The sequence below is a fragment of the Nocardia sp. NPDC051463 genome (assembly GCF_040681975.1).
Taxonomy (GTDB): Bacteria; Actinomycetota; Actinomycetes; order Mycobacteriales; family Mycobacteriaceae; genus Nocardia.
The window spans coordinates 1-18,192 of sequence record NZ_JBFBAB010000052.1 but is presented as its reverse complement, the minus strand read 5'-3'; the positions used below and the strand labels follow the sequence as shown (position 1 = coordinate 18,192).

Below are 18,192 nucleotides of genomic sequence, written 5' to 3'. Positions count from 1 at the left end.
CGGCAAGGGTGAGCCCACCCCCGCTGTGGCTGCGATGGCGCGCAAGATCGTCGCGGCCCTCGACGCCGTCTGAGGGGTGCGGGGTGCAGCACGGCTGGTAGTTGGTCGGCACACCGACATTCGATCCGATCACCACACGGAATCACCCGGCCGCCACATGACCTCAGGTGGTTCCAGGTCGACGCTACGGCGACTGTGCCAGGCCGCGGACGTGTGGCCATGCCTTGGCAAGTGCGAGTAGCTGGCGCAGCTCCGCGGTGAGATCCCGTGCCCCGGGTCGGACTTGGTGCCGAGGCGTGAACCGGCTCGCGCTCGGGGGGTGTCCGGCAGCTTTGGTGGCAATGGCCTCGGCGATGCGGCGGCCATGGAGATGCGGGTCACCGCCGGCGGCGGTGAGATCGTCAGGACTGTCGCTGTAGCGCTTGAGATGCAGCAGACTGTCGCGGATCTCGACCGTCATACGGTGCAGTCGGATGGCCGGGTCTGTTCGGCCGTTCTGGTCGCGCCGCATTTCTAGGACGATTTCGGGTACGGCCGCGGTGAGATCGGCCCACATCGGCCGCAGGCGGCGGCAGTATCGGCCGGTGCGGTCCCATCCGATGTGGGTGAGCAGGGTGCTGATCAGCGGCACGGTGATCGTGGCGGGAGCTCCGACGGCAGAGAGAAGGAAGGCGCTCCATGCTTCCCAGTGCATCTCGGGATCGAATGACGGTCGGCCTGTCATGAGACTGATGATGGTCCCGAGCGGGTATCCGACCGCGACGATTCCCAGGCCCGCAATGGTGCCCAGGACTGCTGTGTACAGTGCGCGTTCCTGCCAGGTGGTGGCGCCTGCGGCGCGCATCTCACGCACACTCACCCGGCCGAGGAGTAGGGCGGTCGCGCCGAGCGGCACGGAAAACGCGATGCAGACCACGACAGCCGGCCAGCCGAGGGCTTGGTCGATCAACAGGTCGGCGTGGCGGGCGGGCGTCCCAGCGATCAGGATGACGGCGGTGGCGGTGATCGTGACGAGGTAATAGCGCCACTGCCTGCGCCACGTGTGGGCGGGATCGGCGCCTGCCCACAACTTGGCCAGGCCGTAGATATTCGACATGGTCAACAAGGTCGCTCCCAGCGAGAGCTGTCGGGCGATGTTCACGACGTCGCTGTCGTCACCGGGCAGCAGCCAGGCCAGTGACTGTTCGAACCAACCCTCGCGTAACAGGTTCTCCAAGAGAGCGGCGACGAGCCCGCGGTTGATGAGCCGGTCGACGATGCTGTCCCGCAACAGCCACCACCGACCGGCGAGCACCAATGTCATACCTGCCAGGACGGGCAAGGTGATCAGACCCGGAATCGGGGAGGTCATCTCAGCGGTGCCGGTTTCGGAAGAACGTCGAGCGGAACCGGCTCGCTGACCGCTTCGGCAGCATCGCTTCGACCAGCAGCAGGTCGGCGAATGTTTCGGCGGCGTGCTCGCGCTCACTGCCGTAGTCCTGGCGGCGCAGTACGCTGCGGATGGTTTCCAGCGACAGCGAGGGCATCAATTCGCGCAACGGCAGATCAGCCGCGCCGCCACCGGGGCCGCTCGCGGTCCCGGTGTGGCCGAGCAGCATGTGACCGATCTCGTGGGCGATGATGTGATCGGCATGCCATTCGGTGTCGGCCCCGTACATGATCACGTCGTCGCCTTCCCGGGCAATCCACAGGCCGCTTCCGGTACCGCATCCGTTCCCCGAGAGCGCGCCGACGTCGATCGGGCACAACGTGATCGGCCGACCCCGGTACTCTGCCACCCGAGCGATGTATTCCGTTATGTCCCATGGGTAGGGGATCGGTACCAGGCGACCCAGCTCCTCGAATCGCGCGGCGAGATCCTCCACTATGCCTTCCCCTCGTTGATCACGTGACCTATGCCGACATTGCGGTGAGCGTAGTTGACTCCGGAGCAGTGTCGCGGAAGTGGCTTGTTGCGCAAGCTTTCTCGCATCCGGTTTCCGTGGATCAGCCGCAATATCGTCCGTCTCGCTTCGCCCACCACTCGAGCGTGCTCTTGCGCTGGTCGAGCCGATTCATCTCCTCTTCCTCTTCGGCTTCAGCCGGATTCGGCGATCGAGGTCGAGAATGCGTGCGGTTCGCCCGCTGTGGGAGTACGAGAAGCTACGCCAGCAGGTCGACCCTGCCGTAGGTCGCGGAATCTGTGCCCGGGAAGAAATGAGGGCGCCCCAGGCGCATGAATTGCTTCAGAGGCGGCACTGGGGCGTTCACACTGGGGTGGCAATTGCGAGTGACGGGGGTCTATCTCGCAGCTGATGTGGGACCTGCTCTGGGAGTCGAGGGTCGATCCGTTTCTGAAGGCTGCCGGAAGTGATCGTGACGTGTACGTGTGGTTTCAGTCGAACTGCCGCAGCGTCTTTCGAGGTGGTCGGCTACCTCGAGGTGCTGTTGCACAACGCCCTCGAACCGGGAACTGCGTACTGGCCACGGCCGCGTTCGGCAGTCAGAGCCGGAAGATCCGCGCACCCACCGCCCACCCGGCGCTCGACCAGTTCGGCCCGAAGCAAGCCACGGTGCCAGCTTGCCCGACAGGCAAATCTTGGCGCGACGTGAACTGGCCCACGACCGGCGGATTGGCGGCGAAGTTGTATCCGATGCAATCGATCTCGAGTCGGTAGGTGCCCTCCTCGCCCCGGCATACACCGTTGTAGGAGAATCCGGCGTTCATCGACCCCTCGCAGCCCGGCGCGGCGGCGGCTGTTCCAGCGGTTATCCCGGTCAGGGCGACTGCCGCAATGGGAGCGGCCAGGCACATGGCTACTGCTCGAGCCGAGGTTCGCAAGGTGAGCTCCGATCGTTGGTTGTCGTTGATTACGTAGGATGTATCCGAAATTGTGTCGCGGCACGTTACAGGTCGATGCTGCGACCGCGAGGCGGTCTTCCGGCTGCCGACGCGGCTGGCCGGGTCGCACCTGCCTCGATCCAGCTGCCCTCTAGCTGGGCTGATGGCGTGAAAGCACTGCCTGCCGCAGCCGGTCTTCCTCATGGCTGACCGACCGTCTGCGTCGATCGACAATTCCGATCGAGCTCTCGACGGTCAGAAGAAGTAGGCGGAACCCGACGAACTGCCAGTGCCGTAACCCATACTCACAAGCCAATTCCGAAAAGCGATCAATGCTCCGCCGACCGGCCCCGGATCGGTGCACGAACCACCGACCGAAGAGAAGGTGCAACCGTCATTCGCCACCGGTGACACGCCCACCTCGCTGATGGCGACCTGCCCGCTGTCGGCCGAAGCCGTGGCCGTCGACCCGGACAGCACACTCGCAACTACCGCGCCGGCCAACACCAGCCCACTGATCCCGCGTTTCCACTGCACACTGCTATTTGATGTCGGCATGGGTGCGAAACTACCGCGCGCGATGAAACCGTGTCTTGCGGTGCCTCCAGGTCTGGGGGCTCCGGGGTATGCGACGGCAGGCAGCATGCCGTGCGCTGAGCTTCGGTCGATCGGGTGCCCGGCACCGGAAAGCAGAGTCGGGCGGCGGCGCGAGTGGATCGCGCCGCCGCCCGTGCCGTGACCGCAGAATCGAGCGAATTACCTTGTGTGCAAGAGAATCGCGGTCTTTCAGTGTGCGACTGTCAGGTCATACATCGTGATGCCGTCTCTATCGATAGCAGTGAAGTTCTCCTGTACCCACTGCGCGATCTGGGCGCTGGTCGAGGTGCCGGAGGAACCCGGCCCACGGCCGCCGCCGATGAAGTAGTGGATCTTTCCTTCGGCGACATACTGTTGGAACTGCTCGAGGGTGGGCGAGGGGTCGCTACCGTTGAAGCCACCGATCGGCATTACCGGTAGTTCCGTGGCCAGCTGGAATCCGGCCGCGCTGTTGGAGCCGACCGCGGCGGCGACCCAGGTGTAGTCGGTTCCGTTCTGTTCCAGCTTCGCGACCACCTGATCGCTCGGCTTGCTGGCCATGAGCATGTTGCCGGGCCCACCGTCCTGGCCCGGGCTGCCCGGGCCGCCCGGCATGCCTGGCACGCCGCCACCGGTCACGCCGCCGCCACCGGGCACGGTCCCGCCGGGCGCGCCGCCACCCGGCGCTATGCCACCCCCACGCATCCCAGGTCCGCCGTTCGGTCCGGCCGTGGATCCACCGTCGGTGCGCCCGCCATCATTCGGAATGCGGCTGTTGGGCTTCGAGTTCCGCCCGTCCGCGCCCGGCATCGCACTGCCGGGTCCGCCATCCGGACCATTCATCCCGAACGGGCCCTCACCCCACGGCGGCCGATGCCCACCTCTGCCGACATTCGGTCCCGCGGAGGGAATCGCCCCCGCGTGTCCGGTCGCGATCGTGTCGATGGTGTAGGCGACGGGTCCGGCCAGCGCGACGAATGCGACAGCCGATGCCGACACGAGCGCAAGCCGCCGTGGCGCGGGGACCGCAACGGCAACCGTCGCGATCGCGCCGACGACCAGCACCGCCCATCGCAGCCACGGCACGAAGCTCGCACTGCGCGACAACAACATCCACGCGGTCGCCGTGGTGAGTCCAACGGCGAGCGCCAATGCCAGTCGCACCCACCATCGGTGCCGACCTCGCCACAGCAGTACCGCACCCGCCCCGGCCAACGCGGCAACGGCTGGAGCGAGGGCCACCGTGTAGTACTGATGGAAAATCCCCGCCATGAAGCTGAAGACCAGCCCGGTCACCAGCAGCCAGCCACCCCAGGCGACGAGCGCCGCCCGCTGCTGATCGGTGCGAGCAGCCTTGCCGCGCAAGAGAATTCCGATGACCAGAGCGACAAGCGCGGCTGGGATGAGCCAGGCGATCTGACCACCCTGGGCGGGCTCGAACATGCGGGTGATCCCGGTGCTGCCCCACATTCCGTTGCCGCCCATCGGCAGATCACCCCCGGGACCGACGCTGCCGCGCTCATTGCCGTTCAATCGGCCTAGTCCGTTGTAGCCGAGGGTCAGGTCGAGGATCGAATTAGTATGCGAACCGCCGATCCATGGACGTGACGAGGCAGGCCAGAGTTCCACGATCAGCAGCCACCAGCCCGCTCCGGCGATCATCGCCGCACCCGCGGCGAGCAGCTGCCAGATCCGCGTGCCGAGCTTCGGTGGACCTGCGATCACATAGGTCAGGGCCAACGCGGGCACTACGAGCAGTACCTGCAATTGCTTGGTGAGGAACCCGAGTCCGATCAGCGCGCCGGCGAGCACCAGCCAGCGGGTGCGCCCGTCCGCCACCGCATGTGTCATCGCCCATGCCGCCGCGACCATCAAGAACGCCAGCAGCGCATCTGGATTGTTGAACCGGAACATCAACGCCGCAACGGGAGTCACCGCGAGTGTAAGCCCGGCGAGCAGGCCGGCGGCTGGGCCGAAGGGCATACGGACCGTCGCCCACACCAGCGCCACCGAAGCGACACCGAGCAGTACTTCCGGAACAAGAACGCTCCAGCTGTTGAGGCCGAACGCGCGCACCGACAGTTCCATCAACCACAGCGAGGCGGGCGGTTTGTCGACAGTGATCGAGTTCGCGGCATCCGAGGAGCCGAAGAAAAACGCCTTCCACGACACCGAACCGGCCTGCACCGCGGCGGAATAGAACGAATTGGCCCAGCCGCTCGAACTGAGATTGCACAGATAGGCGACGGCGGTGCCGATCAGCAGCACGGCCAAGGCCGGGTATTCTCCACGGATATCGCGCTTGTCCGGCGATTCGGGAATCGTCGCGGTGGGCGCAGTGATCAATGGGGTCATTATCGGAGACCTCCTTGCGCGCGGGGTGCCACGGCATCCGGGGCCGGTCGATCGGCGGGGTTCCGGAAAACCCAGCGCAGCCCGACGAACCGGGTCAGCGTGGCGATCAGATTGGCCATCACCAGCACGAACAGCTCGAGGTGGACTGGCGCGTCCGGGGCCCAATGATGCAGCGTGAACAGCGATCCGCTGGTCAACGCCAAGCCGATTCCGAAGATCACCAAACCCTGGAACTGATGTGACACCGCCCCGCGCACCCCGCGTACCCCGAAGGTGAAGGCGCGGTTGGCGGTCGTATTGCCGACCGCGGTGATCAACAGCGCGAGGAAGTTGGCGGGCTGGGCGCCGATCAACGATTGCAAGACAAGGTAGAGAAGCAGGTAAGCGAGGGTGCTCAACACCCCGACAATGGCGAAGCGCACCAACTGCCCCACCATGCCCAGCGGCACGCCCGCCACCAGCGGCTCGCGCCCGATCGCCCGACGCAACTCCTCCAGCGGCAGCGCGCCGGTGGCCAGCGCCCGACCGAGCCTGGCGATGCCGAGCAGATCTTTGCGCGCCGTGTCGACGATGTCGACGCGGCTATCGGGGTCATCGATCCAGTCGACCGGCACTTCGTGAATGCGCAGCCCGGTCCGCTCCGCCAGCACGAGCAGCTCGGTGTCGAAGAACCACTCACCGTCGCGCACCAGCGGCAGCAGCCTGCGCGCGACCTCGGTGCGCATGGCCTTGAATCCGCACTGCGCGTCCGAGAAGTGCGCCTGCAGTGAGGCTTTCAGCAGCAGGTTGTAGCAGCGGGAAATGATCTCGCGCTTGGGGCCGCGCACCACGCGCGACGACGCGCTCAATCGGGTGCCGATCGCGAGATCGGAATGCCCCGTGATCAGTGGAGCGACCAGGGGGAGTAGCGCATTGAGGTCGGTGGACAGGTCGACGTCCATGTAGGCGACCACCTGGGCATCGGACTGCTCCCACACCGTCCGCAGCGCTCTGCCTCGCCCCTTGGCGTCCAGATGCACTACTCGCACGTCGCCGAGCTCATCGGCCAGCAGTCGTGCGACCTGCATGGTGTCGTCGGTACTCGCATTGTCGGCAATGGTGATGCGCGCTGGGAACGGAAACCCGGCGCGCAGGTACTCGTGCAGCCGACGCACGCATACCCCGAGGTCGGTCTCCTCGTTGTAGACGGGGATCACCACATCCAGCACAGGGGTGATCACCGCTTCGGTCGGCTCCGCCCGGTGTCCGGCGGTCGCGGTTTCGGTCATGTCGACTACCTTCGACAACCGCGCTGGTGTGGAGCTGGGCCTCAGCTGTGAGGTTGCTGGGTACCCGAGTCCTACCCGAGGCGTCGAATGCGCACGACGCTGTCGACCCGGTGCCCGCTCTGGCCGTCCGGCCCGGTCACCTCGCGCTGGACTTCGTCGGTCGTCTCGACCCGCCAGGCCGCCGTATCGAGGCCGAGTCCGTCGATGACCTCCTGGATCGTCGGGAAGTGCACATCGAAGGGCGCGTTGTGCTCATGCACGAACGACGGCCATCCAGCATGACCGGCGATCAGCAACACGCCACCGGGCGACACCGCCGCAGCGGCCCGCCGCAGCACATCGGTCCGCTCATCGGCCTGCGCCACCGGCGAGTGGAAGAATTGCGCGGACACCAGATCGAACGACCCATCCGGGAACGATTGCGTCAGATCGTGTTCGGCCCAGACGATCCGATCCCCGACACCCGCGTCCTGTGCGTGCCCTGCGGCGCGCCGCAAGGCGGTCGCGGATACGTCGACCGCGGTGACCCGCCACCCGTGTGCGGCCAGCCAGATGGCATCGCCGCCTTCACCGCAGCCGAGGTCGAGGGCGCTTCCCGGTGTCAGGTCGGCAACTTCACGCACCAGCAGGGGATTGGGATTCCCGGACCAGACCTGGTCGCGGTCTCGGTAGAACTCCTCCCAGAACTGCTGGGTGGCGCTCGATTCAGAGATCTCGGTCATGGAGGTTGTGCTCCTGTCGGGGTCGCAGGCGTGTGGTTGTCCACCGTCACCGAATGATGGCCGCGCCAGGCTTGCCGGGGCCACTTTCTTTGCTGTTTCGGCAAATCACGGCAACGGTGACGCGGCGCACTATGGACTCGATGTCACATTCCGGCCGCCTGCGCAGTCATCTAGGCAGACCATCAACGAAGCGACTGGGATGACTCCCAGTCCGCCATGATCGGAGAGACCAATGACCTCGACCATCCTGCTCACCGGCGGCACCGGCACCCTCGGCGGCCACGTCACGCCGTTGCTGCGGGAGGCGGGCTACCGGATTCGGCTGCTGAGCCGTAGTACCCGCGAGGCCGCCGAGGGCATCGAATACGTGACCGGCGACCTCCTCGAAGGCGAAGGTATCGATGCGGCGGTAGCCGGTGTCGACACCATCGTGCACCTTGCAGGCGGTCCCAAGGGGGATGACACCGCCACACAGAACCTGGTGCGGGCCGCCGCGGCCGCTGGCGTGCAGCACTTCGTACACATCTCGGTCATCGGCGCGGACACCATCCCGCTCGGGTACTTCAAGGCCAAGCTCGGTGCGGAGCGCGCCATCATCGAGTCCGGCCTGCCGTACACGATCCTGCGTGCCGCCCAGTTCCACGACCTGGCGCTGAAGACGGTGCAGGCGATGGCCAAGATGCCGATCGTCCCGGCCCCCAACGCGATCCGGTGGCAGCCGGTCGATTCGCGTGAGGTGGCCGCCCGCCTGGTCGAGCTGGCGAACGGCGACCCGTCGGGTCTGGTGACCGATCTGGCCGGTCCCAGGGTGTACACGCTGCCGGAGTTGATCCGAAGCTACTTGGCGGCGGTCGGCAAACGCCGCCCGTTCCTGCCGATCCGGGTGCCGGGCAAGGCGGGCAAGGCTTACCGCGCGGGGGTCAATCTCAATCTCGACAACGCTCGAATCGGCAAGCGCACGTGGGAAGACTTTCTCGCCGAACAGCTGGGCTGAAAATCCACTCTCCAGCGGAAAGTCGGGGCATCGGGACCGTTCAGGTTTCCAAGCGAAGGACCAGGATGTCCGATAAATCTCCGCGTAGTGGCATGACGAAGAAGTCCGGCAAGTCTCTCGAGGAAAAGCGAGCGGAGAAGAAGGCAAAGTCGGCCGGTGATGTGAGCACCGAGGCCACTTTCCCGCCCAAGAAGCGCTGATCGCGGGCTCGTCCTCGGCGCCGGTCACTCGAAGTCGATCTCGACGTGGTCGGCCAGCGGCACCGACTGGCAAGCGAGGGTGAGGCCGAGGGCGAGGGCGAGGGCGAGGGCGACGGCGGTGTCGGTGTCGGTGTCGGTGTCGACGAGAGTTTCGTTGCGCAGCACGCTGACCTCGCCCGCGCGCACCGTGCGGGCGCAGGCGCTGTGTTCGCCCGTCCGGCAGGAATACGGGGCGTCGTAGCCATCGGCCAGCAGCGTCGATGGCGTCGTCGTCGAGATCGGGCGAGCTGGACACCGAATAGCAGCGGGCAACCGAACCCGTAGGTGTGCATTCGCCACAGCCCCACCTACAGCTCGATCCCGAAACGCGCAGCAGCACGGCGGCCCAGGCGGTAGAGCGGCACGCAGAGGTCCTCGTAGCTCGGGCCGAGAACCCGAGGAATCAGGTCGAAGCCGCGCGCGTCCACGCCGATCAGCACTCTGGCCTTGTTCCGCTGCACGCCGCGCAGAATGATCTCGGCCGCCGAGCTCGGCCGTGTCATCGTGATGGATTCGAACCCGCGGCGCACCACGTCGATGTCGACGTCATCGGGAATACCGCGCGCGTTCACCGCGATATTCGTTTTGACTCCGCCGGGGTGCACGCAGGTCACGCCGACCGGGTGTCCGGCGATCCGCATCTCCTGTCGCAACGCCTCGGTGAAGCCACGTACCGCGAATTTCGCTGCGTTATAGGCACTTTGGGTCGGCACGCCGATGAGGCCGAAGACAGACGACACATTGACGATATGCCCGTCTCCTGACGCGATGACATCCGGTAGGAAAGCCTTGGTGCCGTGGGCGACGCCCCAGAAATTAATGTTCATCAACCAGTCGAAATCCGACCACGCCATATCCTCGACATTGGCGCTCAACGCGACACCGGCATTGTTGATCACCAGATGCACGCCGCCGAACTCGCCGCGCACATCGTCGGCATGGGCGTACACCGCGGCCCGATGCGCGACATCGAGCTCATAGGGAATGGCTGTCGCGCCGAGCTTTTCGCAACGGCCCGCGGTATCGGCCACCGCGCCGGTATCGATGTCCGACAACGCGAGCCGCGCGCCACGCCGCGCCAGACCCAGCGCGAGCGCGCGGCCGATCCCGGAGCCGGCCCCGGTGATGACGGCAACTTTGTTCTCGAAGCTTTTCATGAGCTGTCCTCACGCTATGACGTGATCGATGTGGGGAACGACTGTGTGGGAAGGTCTTCCATCTGCCGCCAGTACTCCCAGGTGAAGCCCGACCACAGCGTCCGGTTGTTGCCGTGCTCGTCCAGATACCAGCTCTTGCCGCCGTTCCACACCGAGCGGGCCGAAGATCTCCGGCTGCTCGGAGAACAGGCGCTGCCAGTCCGCGCGCGGTTCGAACGAGTAGGAGTACAGGTGAGTCGGCACATCGCAGGCACGGTCGTAGGCGCTCTGCGCCGTTGCGGCGAGCAGCAACCGCCGTGCGGTGGCTTGCCGGTCGCCGATGCGGCGGCGTCGATGCACGGCAGCACCGGACGGAGTGGTGGTGGGTCGGAAACCGTAATCGTGGCCGGGTGCCATTGCCCCCACCAGCTCTCTCTCCTGACTTGCGGAATTCAAATATCTAATACCCAAGGTATCCAATACTGACAGTTCCGTGTACATTTACGAGTGTTTCGCACGTCTCATCCGATGTCAACGCGGAGATGCGCGTTCGGTATTCGCAGCTTCGGCGGCATCCGGAAGGAGTCGAGATGGGCAGCGGTTTCGCCGGCAGAACCAGGGTGACCATCCGCGCCGAGCGCGGCGCGCGCGAGGGTTTCGTCGGCGATCCCGACCCGTGGCGCCGTTTCTGGATCATGGGTAAGAGCACGCCGCCCTTTCCTGTTCCTACCGAGTTGTTCGAGGTGGAGTAGGTGGTTGGTACGGTCGATTTCGTGACGCAACGCGGCCGGGATCCAGACGAAGCGCCGCCCAAGCGCGTCGACGCTCGCACCGAGCGGTGGCGCGAGCATCGCAAAAAGGTGCGTGACGAGTTCGTAGACGCGGCATTCCGCGCCCTGGACAAGTTCGGCCCCGAAGTCAGCATGGGTGACATCGCCAAGGAGGCGGGTGCGGCGAAACCCAAGCTGTATAGGCATTTCGAGGACAAAACCGATCTCTACAACGCCATCGTGGACCGGGTCCGCGACATGTTGTGGGAACGAATTATTTCCAGCATCGACCTGACCCACGACTCAGCTCGCGAATTGGTCCGCCGCGGTGCGGCCGAATACGTGCTCGTGGTGACCGAGCATCCGAATGTCTTCCGCTTCATGCTGCACAGCCACTTCACCCAGCAGGCCGACGAATCCGAGCGCGCATTGCAATCCGCCCGTCAATCGGCCAAGCGGGCCGCCGAGTTGTTCGCGGGCATGCTGGAGGACAAGTCTGTCGAGGTGGCCAGCGTGGAGCTGGTCAATTATTCGATTTTCGGCGCGGTCGCTTCGGCCACCGACTGGTGGCTCGGCGCGAACCGTCCGCAGGCGAACGCGATGCCGATCGAGAAGTTCGTCGCCTACCTGGCCGAGATCATTTCGGCCCTCGCCGAGGCGAACGCTCGCCTGAACGGGATCGTCATCGACGCCGGTCTGCCATTGCACCAAGCATTTTCGAGTGTATAAGCCGTAGCGGAACACCGGTGGCGCCTGCCACGAGTGCTGTAACGGCCTTGCTGCCGCATCCACACGGAACGACGCTGTTCCTGTTGTGCCGCGCCATTGAGGCCAACTGTGTTCGCGACGCCCTCAGTATGAACCGACCCACCGACAAGTATTGGTCCCCGGAGCCGGCGGCCGCGGTGCTGCCCGGTCGAGGGCGACGGCGATTTTGCGGGCCAGTTCGCGCCCGGCTACCCCGCGGCCGACTGCTGTCCGACTGTTCAGTGGCATGGACGGCGGTGCGATTGTCCTGCGGAAGTTGTCGATCTCCTCGGGCGCTGTGGTGTGCACGATCTGCATCGACGCGGTGAGGGCGGGGAGCACGAGGTCGGCGAGGTCGGCGACGTCGCGGCCCTTCAATGGCAGCCCGCGTGGCTGGGTGGCGTTCATGATGTTCTCCTTCGGTCTCTGTGTCCCGTGCGTTCAGCCTGCACAGCACAAAGCCGACCGTCGCTGATATCGCGCTGACACGAGCGCGGCCCGACGGGCATCCGAGAAATCCGGCCGATACCTGCTGTTACGGGATTGCGGCCGACGGTGCCAGCCGACCCGCGACGATAGGATCACCTCCTCGTGGGAGTGAATACGGAAATCGGGATGGTCGCCATCCCCGCCGGACGGGTGACGCTGTCGGATCGGCGGACGCGGCGCAGCTGGTCGGTCGAGGTGGAGTCGTATTCGATATCGCGGTTTCCGGTTACCCAAGCGCAATACGCGTACGTCACCGGTCAACGCCCGAGCGCCGCGCACGGCGACCGTATGCCGGTCGAAACGGTCTCGTGGTGGGATGCGGTCCGATTCTGCAACGCGCTGTCTCGAAACGAGGGGTTGTCACCGGCATATCGCATCAGTGCCGGCGCCGGTGCCGCGACCATCGGCGCTCATGGTGATAGCGAGACAAACGTCGGCGCCGATGCTGGTGCCGATGCCAGTGCTGGAGCTGGCGGCGGTCCCGAAGCCGAAGCCGGTGCCGATGGCGACGGTATCGAATGGATAGCTTCCGCTGACGGGTACCGGTTGCCGACGGAAGCCGAGTGGGAGCACGCGTGCCGTGCGGGGACAACCGGTCCGCGCTACGGCGAACTCGATGAGATCGCTTGGTACCGTGGCAATTCCGATGGTCGGATGCACGACGTGGGCGGCAAGCGGCCCAATGCATTCGGCCTGTACGACATGCTCGGCAACGTGTGGGACTGGTGCTGGGACGTCTACGACGCCGAGGTCTACGGCGCCTATCGGGTGCTGCGCGGTGGCGGGTGGTTCGACGAGCACTGGAGCTGCCGCGCCTCGGTGCGTCGTCGCAGTCATCCGAGCTTTCGGCCCGACGACGTCGGCTTCCGTGTAGTCCGCTCGGTGTTGCTCTGAGCGCGGCTCGGTTGCTCTGAGTGCGGCTCGGTTGCCCGGAGTGCGCTCTACGAGTGGCTCAATCGCCATAGCGGCGACACCGGCCCATGCCCGGCGCCGAGGTTATAGGACGCGGCGAGGCAGCGGTAGGTCCACTCTTTGGCGAAGGCCACCGCGTCGGGAACCGAATAGCCGTTGGCAAGGGCGCAGGCAATCGCGGCGGCCAGGGTGTCGCCGCCGCCGTGGTCGTTGCCGGTGCTGATGCGCGGCGCGGTGAATTCCAGGAACTGCTCGCCGTCGAACAGTAGATCGGTGCTGAAATCGGAGGAACGCAGATGCCCGCCCTTGACGATCGCCCACTGCGCGCCGAGCCTGTGCAGCGCCTCGGCGGCGCGGCGGGCGCTCGGGTCGTCGGTGACGTCGATGCCGGTGATCAGCCTGACCTCGTCGAGATTCGGGGTTACCACCGTCGCGAGCGGAATCAGCGTGTGCCGCACTGCGTCCAGCGCCTCCTCGTGTAGCAGCGGATCGCCGTGCATAGACGCCGCGACCGGGTCGACCACCAGCGGAATCGTCCCCTCGCGTCCGATGCCGACCTCCCGGCAGACCCCCGCGACGGCCTCGATAATGGCGGTCGAGGCCAGCATCCCGGTCTTGGCCGCGCCGATCCCGATATCGCCGACCACGCTGCGCACCTGATCGGCCACGATCTGTGGCGGAATTTCGTGAAAGCCGCTGACGCCCACCGAGTTCTGCACCGTCACCGCTGCCACCGCGACGCACGCGTGCACCCCGCACAGTGCCATGGTGCGCGAGTCGGCCTGGATTCCGGCACCCCCACCCGAGTCGGTGCCCGCGATGGTGAGAGCGCGGACCGGGGTCTGTCCCTCGGCGGGAAGAGGCAGCAATTTCACACCCAAGACCCTACGACCTGCCACACCGGGTAACCGCCCCGGAATCCCAGATGTAAATGAAAACCATTATCATTAACGTATGACCACTCCATCGCCCGCCGATCTGCTGCCCGTCACCGTGCTGTCCGGCTTCCTCGGCGCGGGCAAGACCACGCTGCTCAACCACATCCTGGCCAACCGGGACGGCCGCCGCGTCGCGGTCATCGTCAACGACATGAGCGAGGTGAATATCGACGCCGCGCTCGTCGCGGGCCAGGGGCACCTGGACCGGACCGAGGAGAAGTTGGTCGAGCTCACCAATGGCTGCATCTGCTGCACGCTGCGCGAGGACCTGATCGAAGCGGTCGGCCGTCTGGCGCGCGACGGCCGTTTCGATCAGCTGGTCATCGAATCCACCGGCATCTCCGAGCCCATGCCGGTGGCCGCCACCTTCGACTGGGAATTCGAGGATGGTTTCACGCTCGGCGATATCGCCCGGCTCGACACCATGGTGACTGTGGTCGACGCATCGACCTTCCTCGTGGAGGTGGCCCGCGGGCAGGCGCTTGCCGAACGCAATCTACAAGCAGCGGAAGCGGATACGCGCACCATCGCCGACTTGCTGGTGGATCAGGTGGAATTCGCCGACGTGCTGCTGGTCAACAAGACCGATCTGGTGAGCGACGCCGTCGCCGGGGCGGTGGAAGCCACCGTGCGCAGGCTGAATCCGCGCGCCGAAGTGCTGCGCACGCAGCAGGGCATCGTGGACCTGGCGGAGGTGCTCGGCACCGGACGCTACAACCCGGTCGTCGCCGCCGAGGCTGTGGGCTGGGAGGACGAACTCGCGGGTGGACACCTCCCGGAGACCGAGGAATACGGCATCCGCAGCCTGACCTACACCGCCGACCGCCCCTTTCATCCGACCCGCCTCTCCGATGCGCTCGATCGAATGCGAGGTCTGTTGCGCAGCAAGGGTTTCTGCTGGATCGCGAGCCGGGCGGGGTTGGCGGCGGTCTGGTCGCAGGCGGGCCCGAACCTGGTATTCGAACCGGCCGCCTGGTGGACTTCGCTGGAGGTGCCACCCGGACAGGAGATTGTTTTCATCGGCGTAAAGCTCGAGCGCGACCGAGTACGCGAGATGTTGGACGCCGCATTGCTCACCGACGCCGAACTCGCCGCGGGACCACTGGAATGGGCCGGCTACCCCGATCCGTTTCCCGCTTGGGGCGAGCTGCACGAACACCCATGAGCGGTAGCGGCCTCCATAGCGCCATCGGCTCAGCGCGGTGAGGATCGGGTTTGCGCGCACAATGCTCGGAACCGGCCATCGGACAGCTTCGCTTCGGTCGGTCGTGACGGCCCTCAGCGCGCCAGCAGTTCCCGCAGCGCGCTATCGATGAATACCGCTCCGTCGGGATCGCTGCCGCCACCGGTGAGATGACCCCAAATGCCCGGTACTACAACAAGTTTCGCGTCGCGCATGCGATCGACGGCCCACGCCTCGTCCTCGGGAGGGAAGTACAGATCCTTCAGGGCGGGCAGGGCCACGGTCTTCGCCGTGATGGCGGCCAATGCCGCCTCGGTGTCGCCGTCGAAACCCGGGGTCAGGCCGATGTCGGCGTGCTTCCAGGTCCAGATCTGGGCGAGCAGATCGTTGGCGTCCGCCGCCGCGAAGATCGGCTCCCACAGGTTGGTGAGAAAGTCCTCAAGGGTAGCGAAGCCGACTTTCTCGTACACCCGCTCCCAATAGAACGCCTGCGACAGGGCCCAACCCGCGAGCACGCGGGCGAACGCGCGCAGCCCGAGACGCGGCGGTTGCAGGTAGTCGCCGTCGGCGAAGGCCGCATCGGCGGTCAGGGCGAATCGCAGACCGTCGAGGAACACCTTGTTGTGCGGGCTGGTGTGTGACGAGCCGGTGATCGACGCCAGGCGTTGCACCATGTCCGGATAGCTGACCCCCCACTGGTAGGCCTGCGCCGCGCCCATCGAGGCGCCCATGACGAGGGGCAGTCGGGTGATGCCGAAATGCTCGGTGATCAAGCGGTATTGGGCGGTGACATTGTCGAGAATGGTGACATTCGGGAACCGCGCGCGGTCGTATGGTGCCGGGGTATTGCTCGGCGAACTGGAAAGCCCGTTGCCGAACAGATTCGGCACGATCACGAAGTAGCGGTTGGTATCCAGCGCCTTGCCCGGGCCGATCAACCACTCGTTGTGGATGTGGGTCCCCGCGAACCAGGTCGGGAAGAGTATGGCGTTCGATTTGTCGTCCGCGAGTTCGCCGTAGGTCTGGTACGCAAGCCGGGCGTCGGGCACAGTGCCACCATCGAAGGCGAAGTCGCCGAGCTCGAAGATTTTGTGATCGGTCACACTCATTTCAAGTGGCTGTGACGTCGAGGTATTCCACGACCGTGACCCACACACCCCTGGTCGGCGCGTGGGTCGCGGTCGGGCGGGCCGGAGACATGAGCCGGTCCAACGGCGCGGCACGGCTGCTGCCTCAGTTCGAGATGCCGGGAGTCTGGCGCAGGTAGGACGTATCGGTCAGCTGCTCGAGCATGAAGTCCGCGATATCGGCGCGGGCGATCTTCAGCGCGAGTCCGGTCTCGTCGGCCGGGAATCCACGGCGGTAGCTGCCGGTGCGCGGGCCGTCGGTAAAGGCGCTCGGGCGCACGATGGTCCAGTCCAGATCGCTGGCACGGACATAGGCTTCCTGCTGCACGTGATCGGCGTACGCCTGGCGCAGCAGCATGCCGAACATGACGTACTTCCACAGGAAGTTCAGATTGCCGCGGCTGTCGCCGACGCCGAGGGTGGTCTGCGCGATCAGCCGCTTCACCCCGGTCCGGTGCATCGCCTCGATGACCGCGCGCGTGCCCTCGGCCCGGATGACACCCTTACGGCCCGCACCGAGCGAGATCAGCACGGCGTCCTGGCCGACGACGGCCCGCTCCACCGATGCGGTGTCGAGTACATCGCCCTCGATGATGTGCAGGCGCTCGTGCCGCTGCTCGACTCCCGCCGCGCTGCGGGTGAAGGCCGTCACCTCGTGACCCTGGGTGAGGGCCTGCTCGACGACCTGACGACCGACGGTGCTTGTCGCTCCGAAGACTGCGATTTTCACGGTGTTCTCCTTGTTTCGAAAGCTGTTGGGCTGTTGGTGAATCCAGTACATCAGCGCCGAGTCCGGTGAACCATGGCCGCGCGTCTCGATGACATAAGAGACTGTCTCGGGCCCGTGGAACGCACCACGGCCCGTGCTCTGGAAGACGAGCCCGGGCCGTCGAGTGGCGAAGAATGCTCAGCTGAGCTGGGCGAAGAAGCTCCGGATATCGGCGACCAATACCTCGGGCGCCTCGTGTGCGGCATAGTGCCCCGCCGCGTCGTTGGCGCCGCCCTGGACGGAGCCGACGTCATAGGCGTTCCAGCTGACGATGTTGCGGTGATCGCGCTCGGCGAAGCGGCGGATCGACTGGAAGTCACCCTTGAACATCGCGAGCCCGGTCGGCGTCTCGGTCGGCGCGGACGGCTGCTGCGCGACGTGTGCGTCCTCGTAGTAGAAGCGAATCGACGAGCCCGCGGTGCCGGTCAGCCAGTAGATGGCCACATTGCCGATCACGAAGTCGTCGTCGAGTCCCTCGCCGAACAGCTGCGCGTTCCAGCCGAGCAAGCCCACCGGCGAATCACTCAGCGCGAAGGCCAGGGTCTGCGGCTGCTGGCTGTGCAGGGTGTTGAAGGCCATCTTGTTGTCGTGGAACCACTGCAGGTGCGCCAGCGCGGCCATGTCGGCCTCGGACAGGCCCTCGAATTCCGCCGGGTCGCCGGACGGGAACGAAAACAGCTGTGTGACATGGACGCCGACGACGCGCTCTGGGTCGATGCGCCCGATCTCAGGGGAGATCATCGAGCCGCCATCGTTGCCGATCGCGCCGTAGCGCTCGTAGCCGAGCCTGCTCATCAGCTCCACCCACGCCTTGGCGGTACGGTCGCGACCCCAGCCGGTGCTACGGGTGGGGCCGGAGAATCCGAATCCCGGCAGCGAGGGGATGACCAGATGGAAGGCCGGGGCGTCGGGGGACTCCGGCTCGGTGAGCGGTGCGATGACGTCGAGGTATTCCAGGATCGAGCCCGGCCAGCCGTGGCTGAGGACCACCGGGAGTGCGTCGGCCCGGGAGGACTCGATGTGCAGGAAGTGGATGTCCTCGCCGTCGATCTCGGTGAATAAAAGCCATTAGGGTGTACATTGAATCCATGACTGACCAGGCAGTATCCGGAAAGCGCGCACGCCTGAGGGTCGCAGCTCAGCTCC

Annotated in this window: 19 protein-coding genes and 2 pseudogenes; 6 read left to right on the top strand and 15 right to left on the bottom strand. The window is 65.8% G+C overall.

All coding sequences use genetic code 11. From position 1 onward, the window contains the following. Positions 1–184: 184 nt before the first annotated feature. The 7 genes from AB0M74_RS34510 to AB0M74_RS34480 form a co-directional block, all read right to left on the bottom strand. Positions 185–1,351, bottom strand: a complete 1,167-nt coding sequence (locus tag AB0M74_RS34510; RefSeq protein WP_366530505.1) for an MAB_1171c family putative transporter — start codon at positions 1,349–1,351, stop codon at positions 185–187. A 1-nt stretch (position 1,352) separates the two neighbouring features. Further along, positions 1,353–1,865 carry a hypothetical protein gene (locus AB0M74_RS34505; RefSeq protein WP_366530504.1) on the bottom strand — a complete coding sequence of 171 codons (513 nt, stop codon included), beginning with the start codon at positions 1,863–1,865 and terminating at the stop codon, positions 1,353–1,355. A gap of 617 nt (positions 1,866–2,482) precedes the next feature. Then, on the bottom strand, positions 2,483–2,821 hold the full coding sequence (locus AB0M74_RS34500) for a hypothetical protein (RefSeq protein ID WP_366530503.1): 339 nt from the start codon (positions 2,819–2,821) through the stop codon (positions 2,483–2,485). A 255-nt stretch (positions 2,822–3,076) separates the two neighbouring features. Beyond that, a complete protein-coding gene (locus AB0M74_RS34495; RefSeq protein ID WP_366530502.1) occupies positions 3,077–3,379 on the bottom strand; it encodes a hypothetical protein in 303 nt (100 codons plus the stop codon). Between the two features lie 228 nt (positions 3,380–3,607). After that, complete coding sequence (locus AB0M74_RS34490) at positions 3,608–5,752, bottom strand: glycosyltransferase family 39 protein (RefSeq protein ID WP_366530501.1); 2,145 nt, start codon at positions 5,750–5,752, stop codon at positions 3,608–3,610. Beyond that, positions 5,752–7,020 carry a bifunctional glycosyltransferase family 2/GtrA family protein gene (locus AB0M74_RS34485; protein WP_366530500.1) on the bottom strand — a complete coding sequence of 423 codons (1,269 nt, stop codon included), beginning with the start codon at positions 7,018–7,020 and terminating at the stop codon, positions 5,752–5,754. Before AB0M74_RS34485 ends, AB0M74_RS34490 begins: the two co-directional genes overlap by 1 nt. 71 nt (positions 7,021–7,091) lie before the next feature. Beyond that, complete coding sequence (locus AB0M74_RS34480) at positions 7,092–7,742, bottom strand: class I SAM-dependent methyltransferase (RefSeq protein ID WP_366530499.1); 651 nt, start codon at positions 7,740–7,742, stop codon at positions 7,092–7,094. Between the two features lie 232 nt (positions 7,743–7,974). On the opposite strand from AB0M74_RS34480, the gene AB0M74_RS34475 reads away from it, so the two are divergent. Then, positions 7,975–8,736, top strand: coding sequence for an NAD(P)H-binding protein (locus AB0M74_RS34475; RefSeq protein WP_366530498.1), 762 nt, complete (start codon positions 7,975–7,977; stop codon positions 8,734–8,736). A gap of 65 nt (positions 8,737–8,801) precedes the next feature. Next, positions 8,802–8,936 (top strand): hypothetical protein, encoded by a 135-nt coding sequence (locus AB0M74_RS34470; protein ID WP_366530497.1) that lies wholly within the window; start codon positions 8,802–8,804, stop codon positions 8,934–8,936. A gap of 24 nt (positions 8,937–8,960) precedes the next feature. Here AB0M74_RS34470 and AB0M74_RS34465 read toward each other — a convergent pair. The 3 genes and pseudogenes from AB0M74_RS34465 to AB0M74_RS34455 form a co-directional block, all read right to left on the bottom strand. Continuing rightward, a pseudogene (locus tag AB0M74_RS34465) lies at positions 8,961–9,191 on the bottom strand (2Fe-2S iron-sulfur cluster-binding protein); the annotation flags it as partial. A gap of 92 nt (positions 9,192–9,283) precedes the next feature. After that, positions 9,284–10,132: an SDR family oxidoreductase gene (locus AB0M74_RS34460; RefSeq protein ID WP_366530496.1), complete on the bottom strand. Its 849-nt coding sequence runs from the start codon at positions 10,130–10,132 to the stop codon at positions 9,284–9,286. Between the two features lie 14 nt (positions 10,133–10,146). Continuing rightward, a pseudogene (locus AB0M74_RS34455) lies at positions 10,147–10,287 on the bottom strand (hypothetical protein); the annotation flags it as partial. A 414-nt stretch (positions 10,288–10,701) separates the two neighbouring features. On the opposite strand from AB0M74_RS34455, the gene AB0M74_RS34450 reads away from it, so the two are divergent. Further along, positions 10,702–10,863 (top strand): DUF4873 domain-containing protein, encoded by a 162-nt coding sequence (locus AB0M74_RS34450; RefSeq protein WP_366530495.1) that lies wholly within the window; start codon positions 10,702–10,704, stop codon positions 10,861–10,863. Then, positions 10,864–11,610 carry a TetR/AcrR family transcriptional regulator gene (locus tag AB0M74_RS34445; RefSeq protein ID WP_366530494.1) on the top strand — a complete coding sequence of 249 codons (747 nt, stop codon included), beginning with the start codon at positions 10,864–10,866 and terminating at the stop codon, positions 11,608–11,610. A gap of 123 nt (positions 11,611–11,733) precedes the next feature. Here the strand turns inward: AB0M74_RS34445 and AB0M74_RS34440 are convergent, their stop codons facing one another. After that, positions 11,734–12,036, bottom strand: a complete 303-nt coding sequence (locus AB0M74_RS34440; protein ID WP_366530493.1) for a hypothetical protein — start codon at positions 12,034–12,036, stop codon at positions 11,734–11,736. 183 nt (positions 12,037–12,219) lie between these two features. Here AB0M74_RS34440 and AB0M74_RS34435 point away from each other — a divergent pair, with 183 nt between their 5' ends. Beyond that, positions 12,220–13,011 (top strand): SUMF1/EgtB/PvdO family nonheme iron enzyme, encoded by a 792-nt coding sequence (locus AB0M74_RS34435; RefSeq protein ID WP_366530492.1) that lies wholly within the window; start codon positions 12,220–12,222, stop codon positions 13,009–13,011. Between the two features lie 47 nt (positions 13,012–13,058). Here AB0M74_RS34435 and thiD read toward each other — a convergent pair whose 3' ends face one another. Continuing rightward, a complete protein-coding gene (gene thiD / locus AB0M74_RS34430; RefSeq protein WP_366530491.1) occupies positions 13,059–13,904 on the bottom strand; it encodes a bifunctional hydroxymethylpyrimidine kinase/phosphomethylpyrimidine kinase in 846 nt (281 codons plus the stop codon). Between the two features lie 79 nt (positions 13,905–13,983). Here thiD and AB0M74_RS34425 point away from each other — a divergent pair, with 79 nt between their 5' ends. Further along, on the top strand, positions 13,984–15,132 hold the full coding sequence (locus AB0M74_RS34425; protein ID WP_366530490.1) for a GTP-binding protein: 1,149 nt from the start codon (positions 13,984–13,986) through the stop codon (positions 15,130–15,132). A 113-nt stretch (positions 15,133–15,245) separates the two neighbouring features. On the opposite strand, the gene AB0M74_RS34420 is transcribed toward AB0M74_RS34425, so the two are convergent. The 3 genes from AB0M74_RS34420 to AB0M74_RS34410 all read right to left on the bottom strand — a co-directional run bounded on the left by AB0M74_RS34420 (position 15,246) and on the right by AB0M74_RS34410 (position 18,096). After that, the gene (locus AB0M74_RS34420) at positions 15,246–16,259 is read right to left on the bottom strand and encodes an alpha/beta fold hydrolase (RefSeq protein ID WP_366530489.1); all 1,014 of its coding nucleotides are present in this window, start codon (positions 16,257–16,259) and stop codon (positions 15,246–15,248) included. A gap of 124 nt (positions 16,260–16,383) precedes the next feature. Beyond that, positions 16,384–17,007 (bottom strand): SDR family oxidoreductase, encoded by a 624-nt coding sequence (locus AB0M74_RS34415; protein ID WP_366530488.1) that lies wholly within the window; start codon positions 17,005–17,007, stop codon positions 16,384–16,386. Positions 17,008–17,184: 177 nt separating this feature from the next. After that, complete coding sequence (locus AB0M74_RS34410) at positions 17,185–18,096, bottom strand: alpha/beta fold hydrolase (protein ID WP_366530506.1); 912 nt, start codon at positions 18,094–18,096, stop codon at positions 17,185–17,187. Positions 18,097–18,192: the final 96 nt, after the last annotated feature.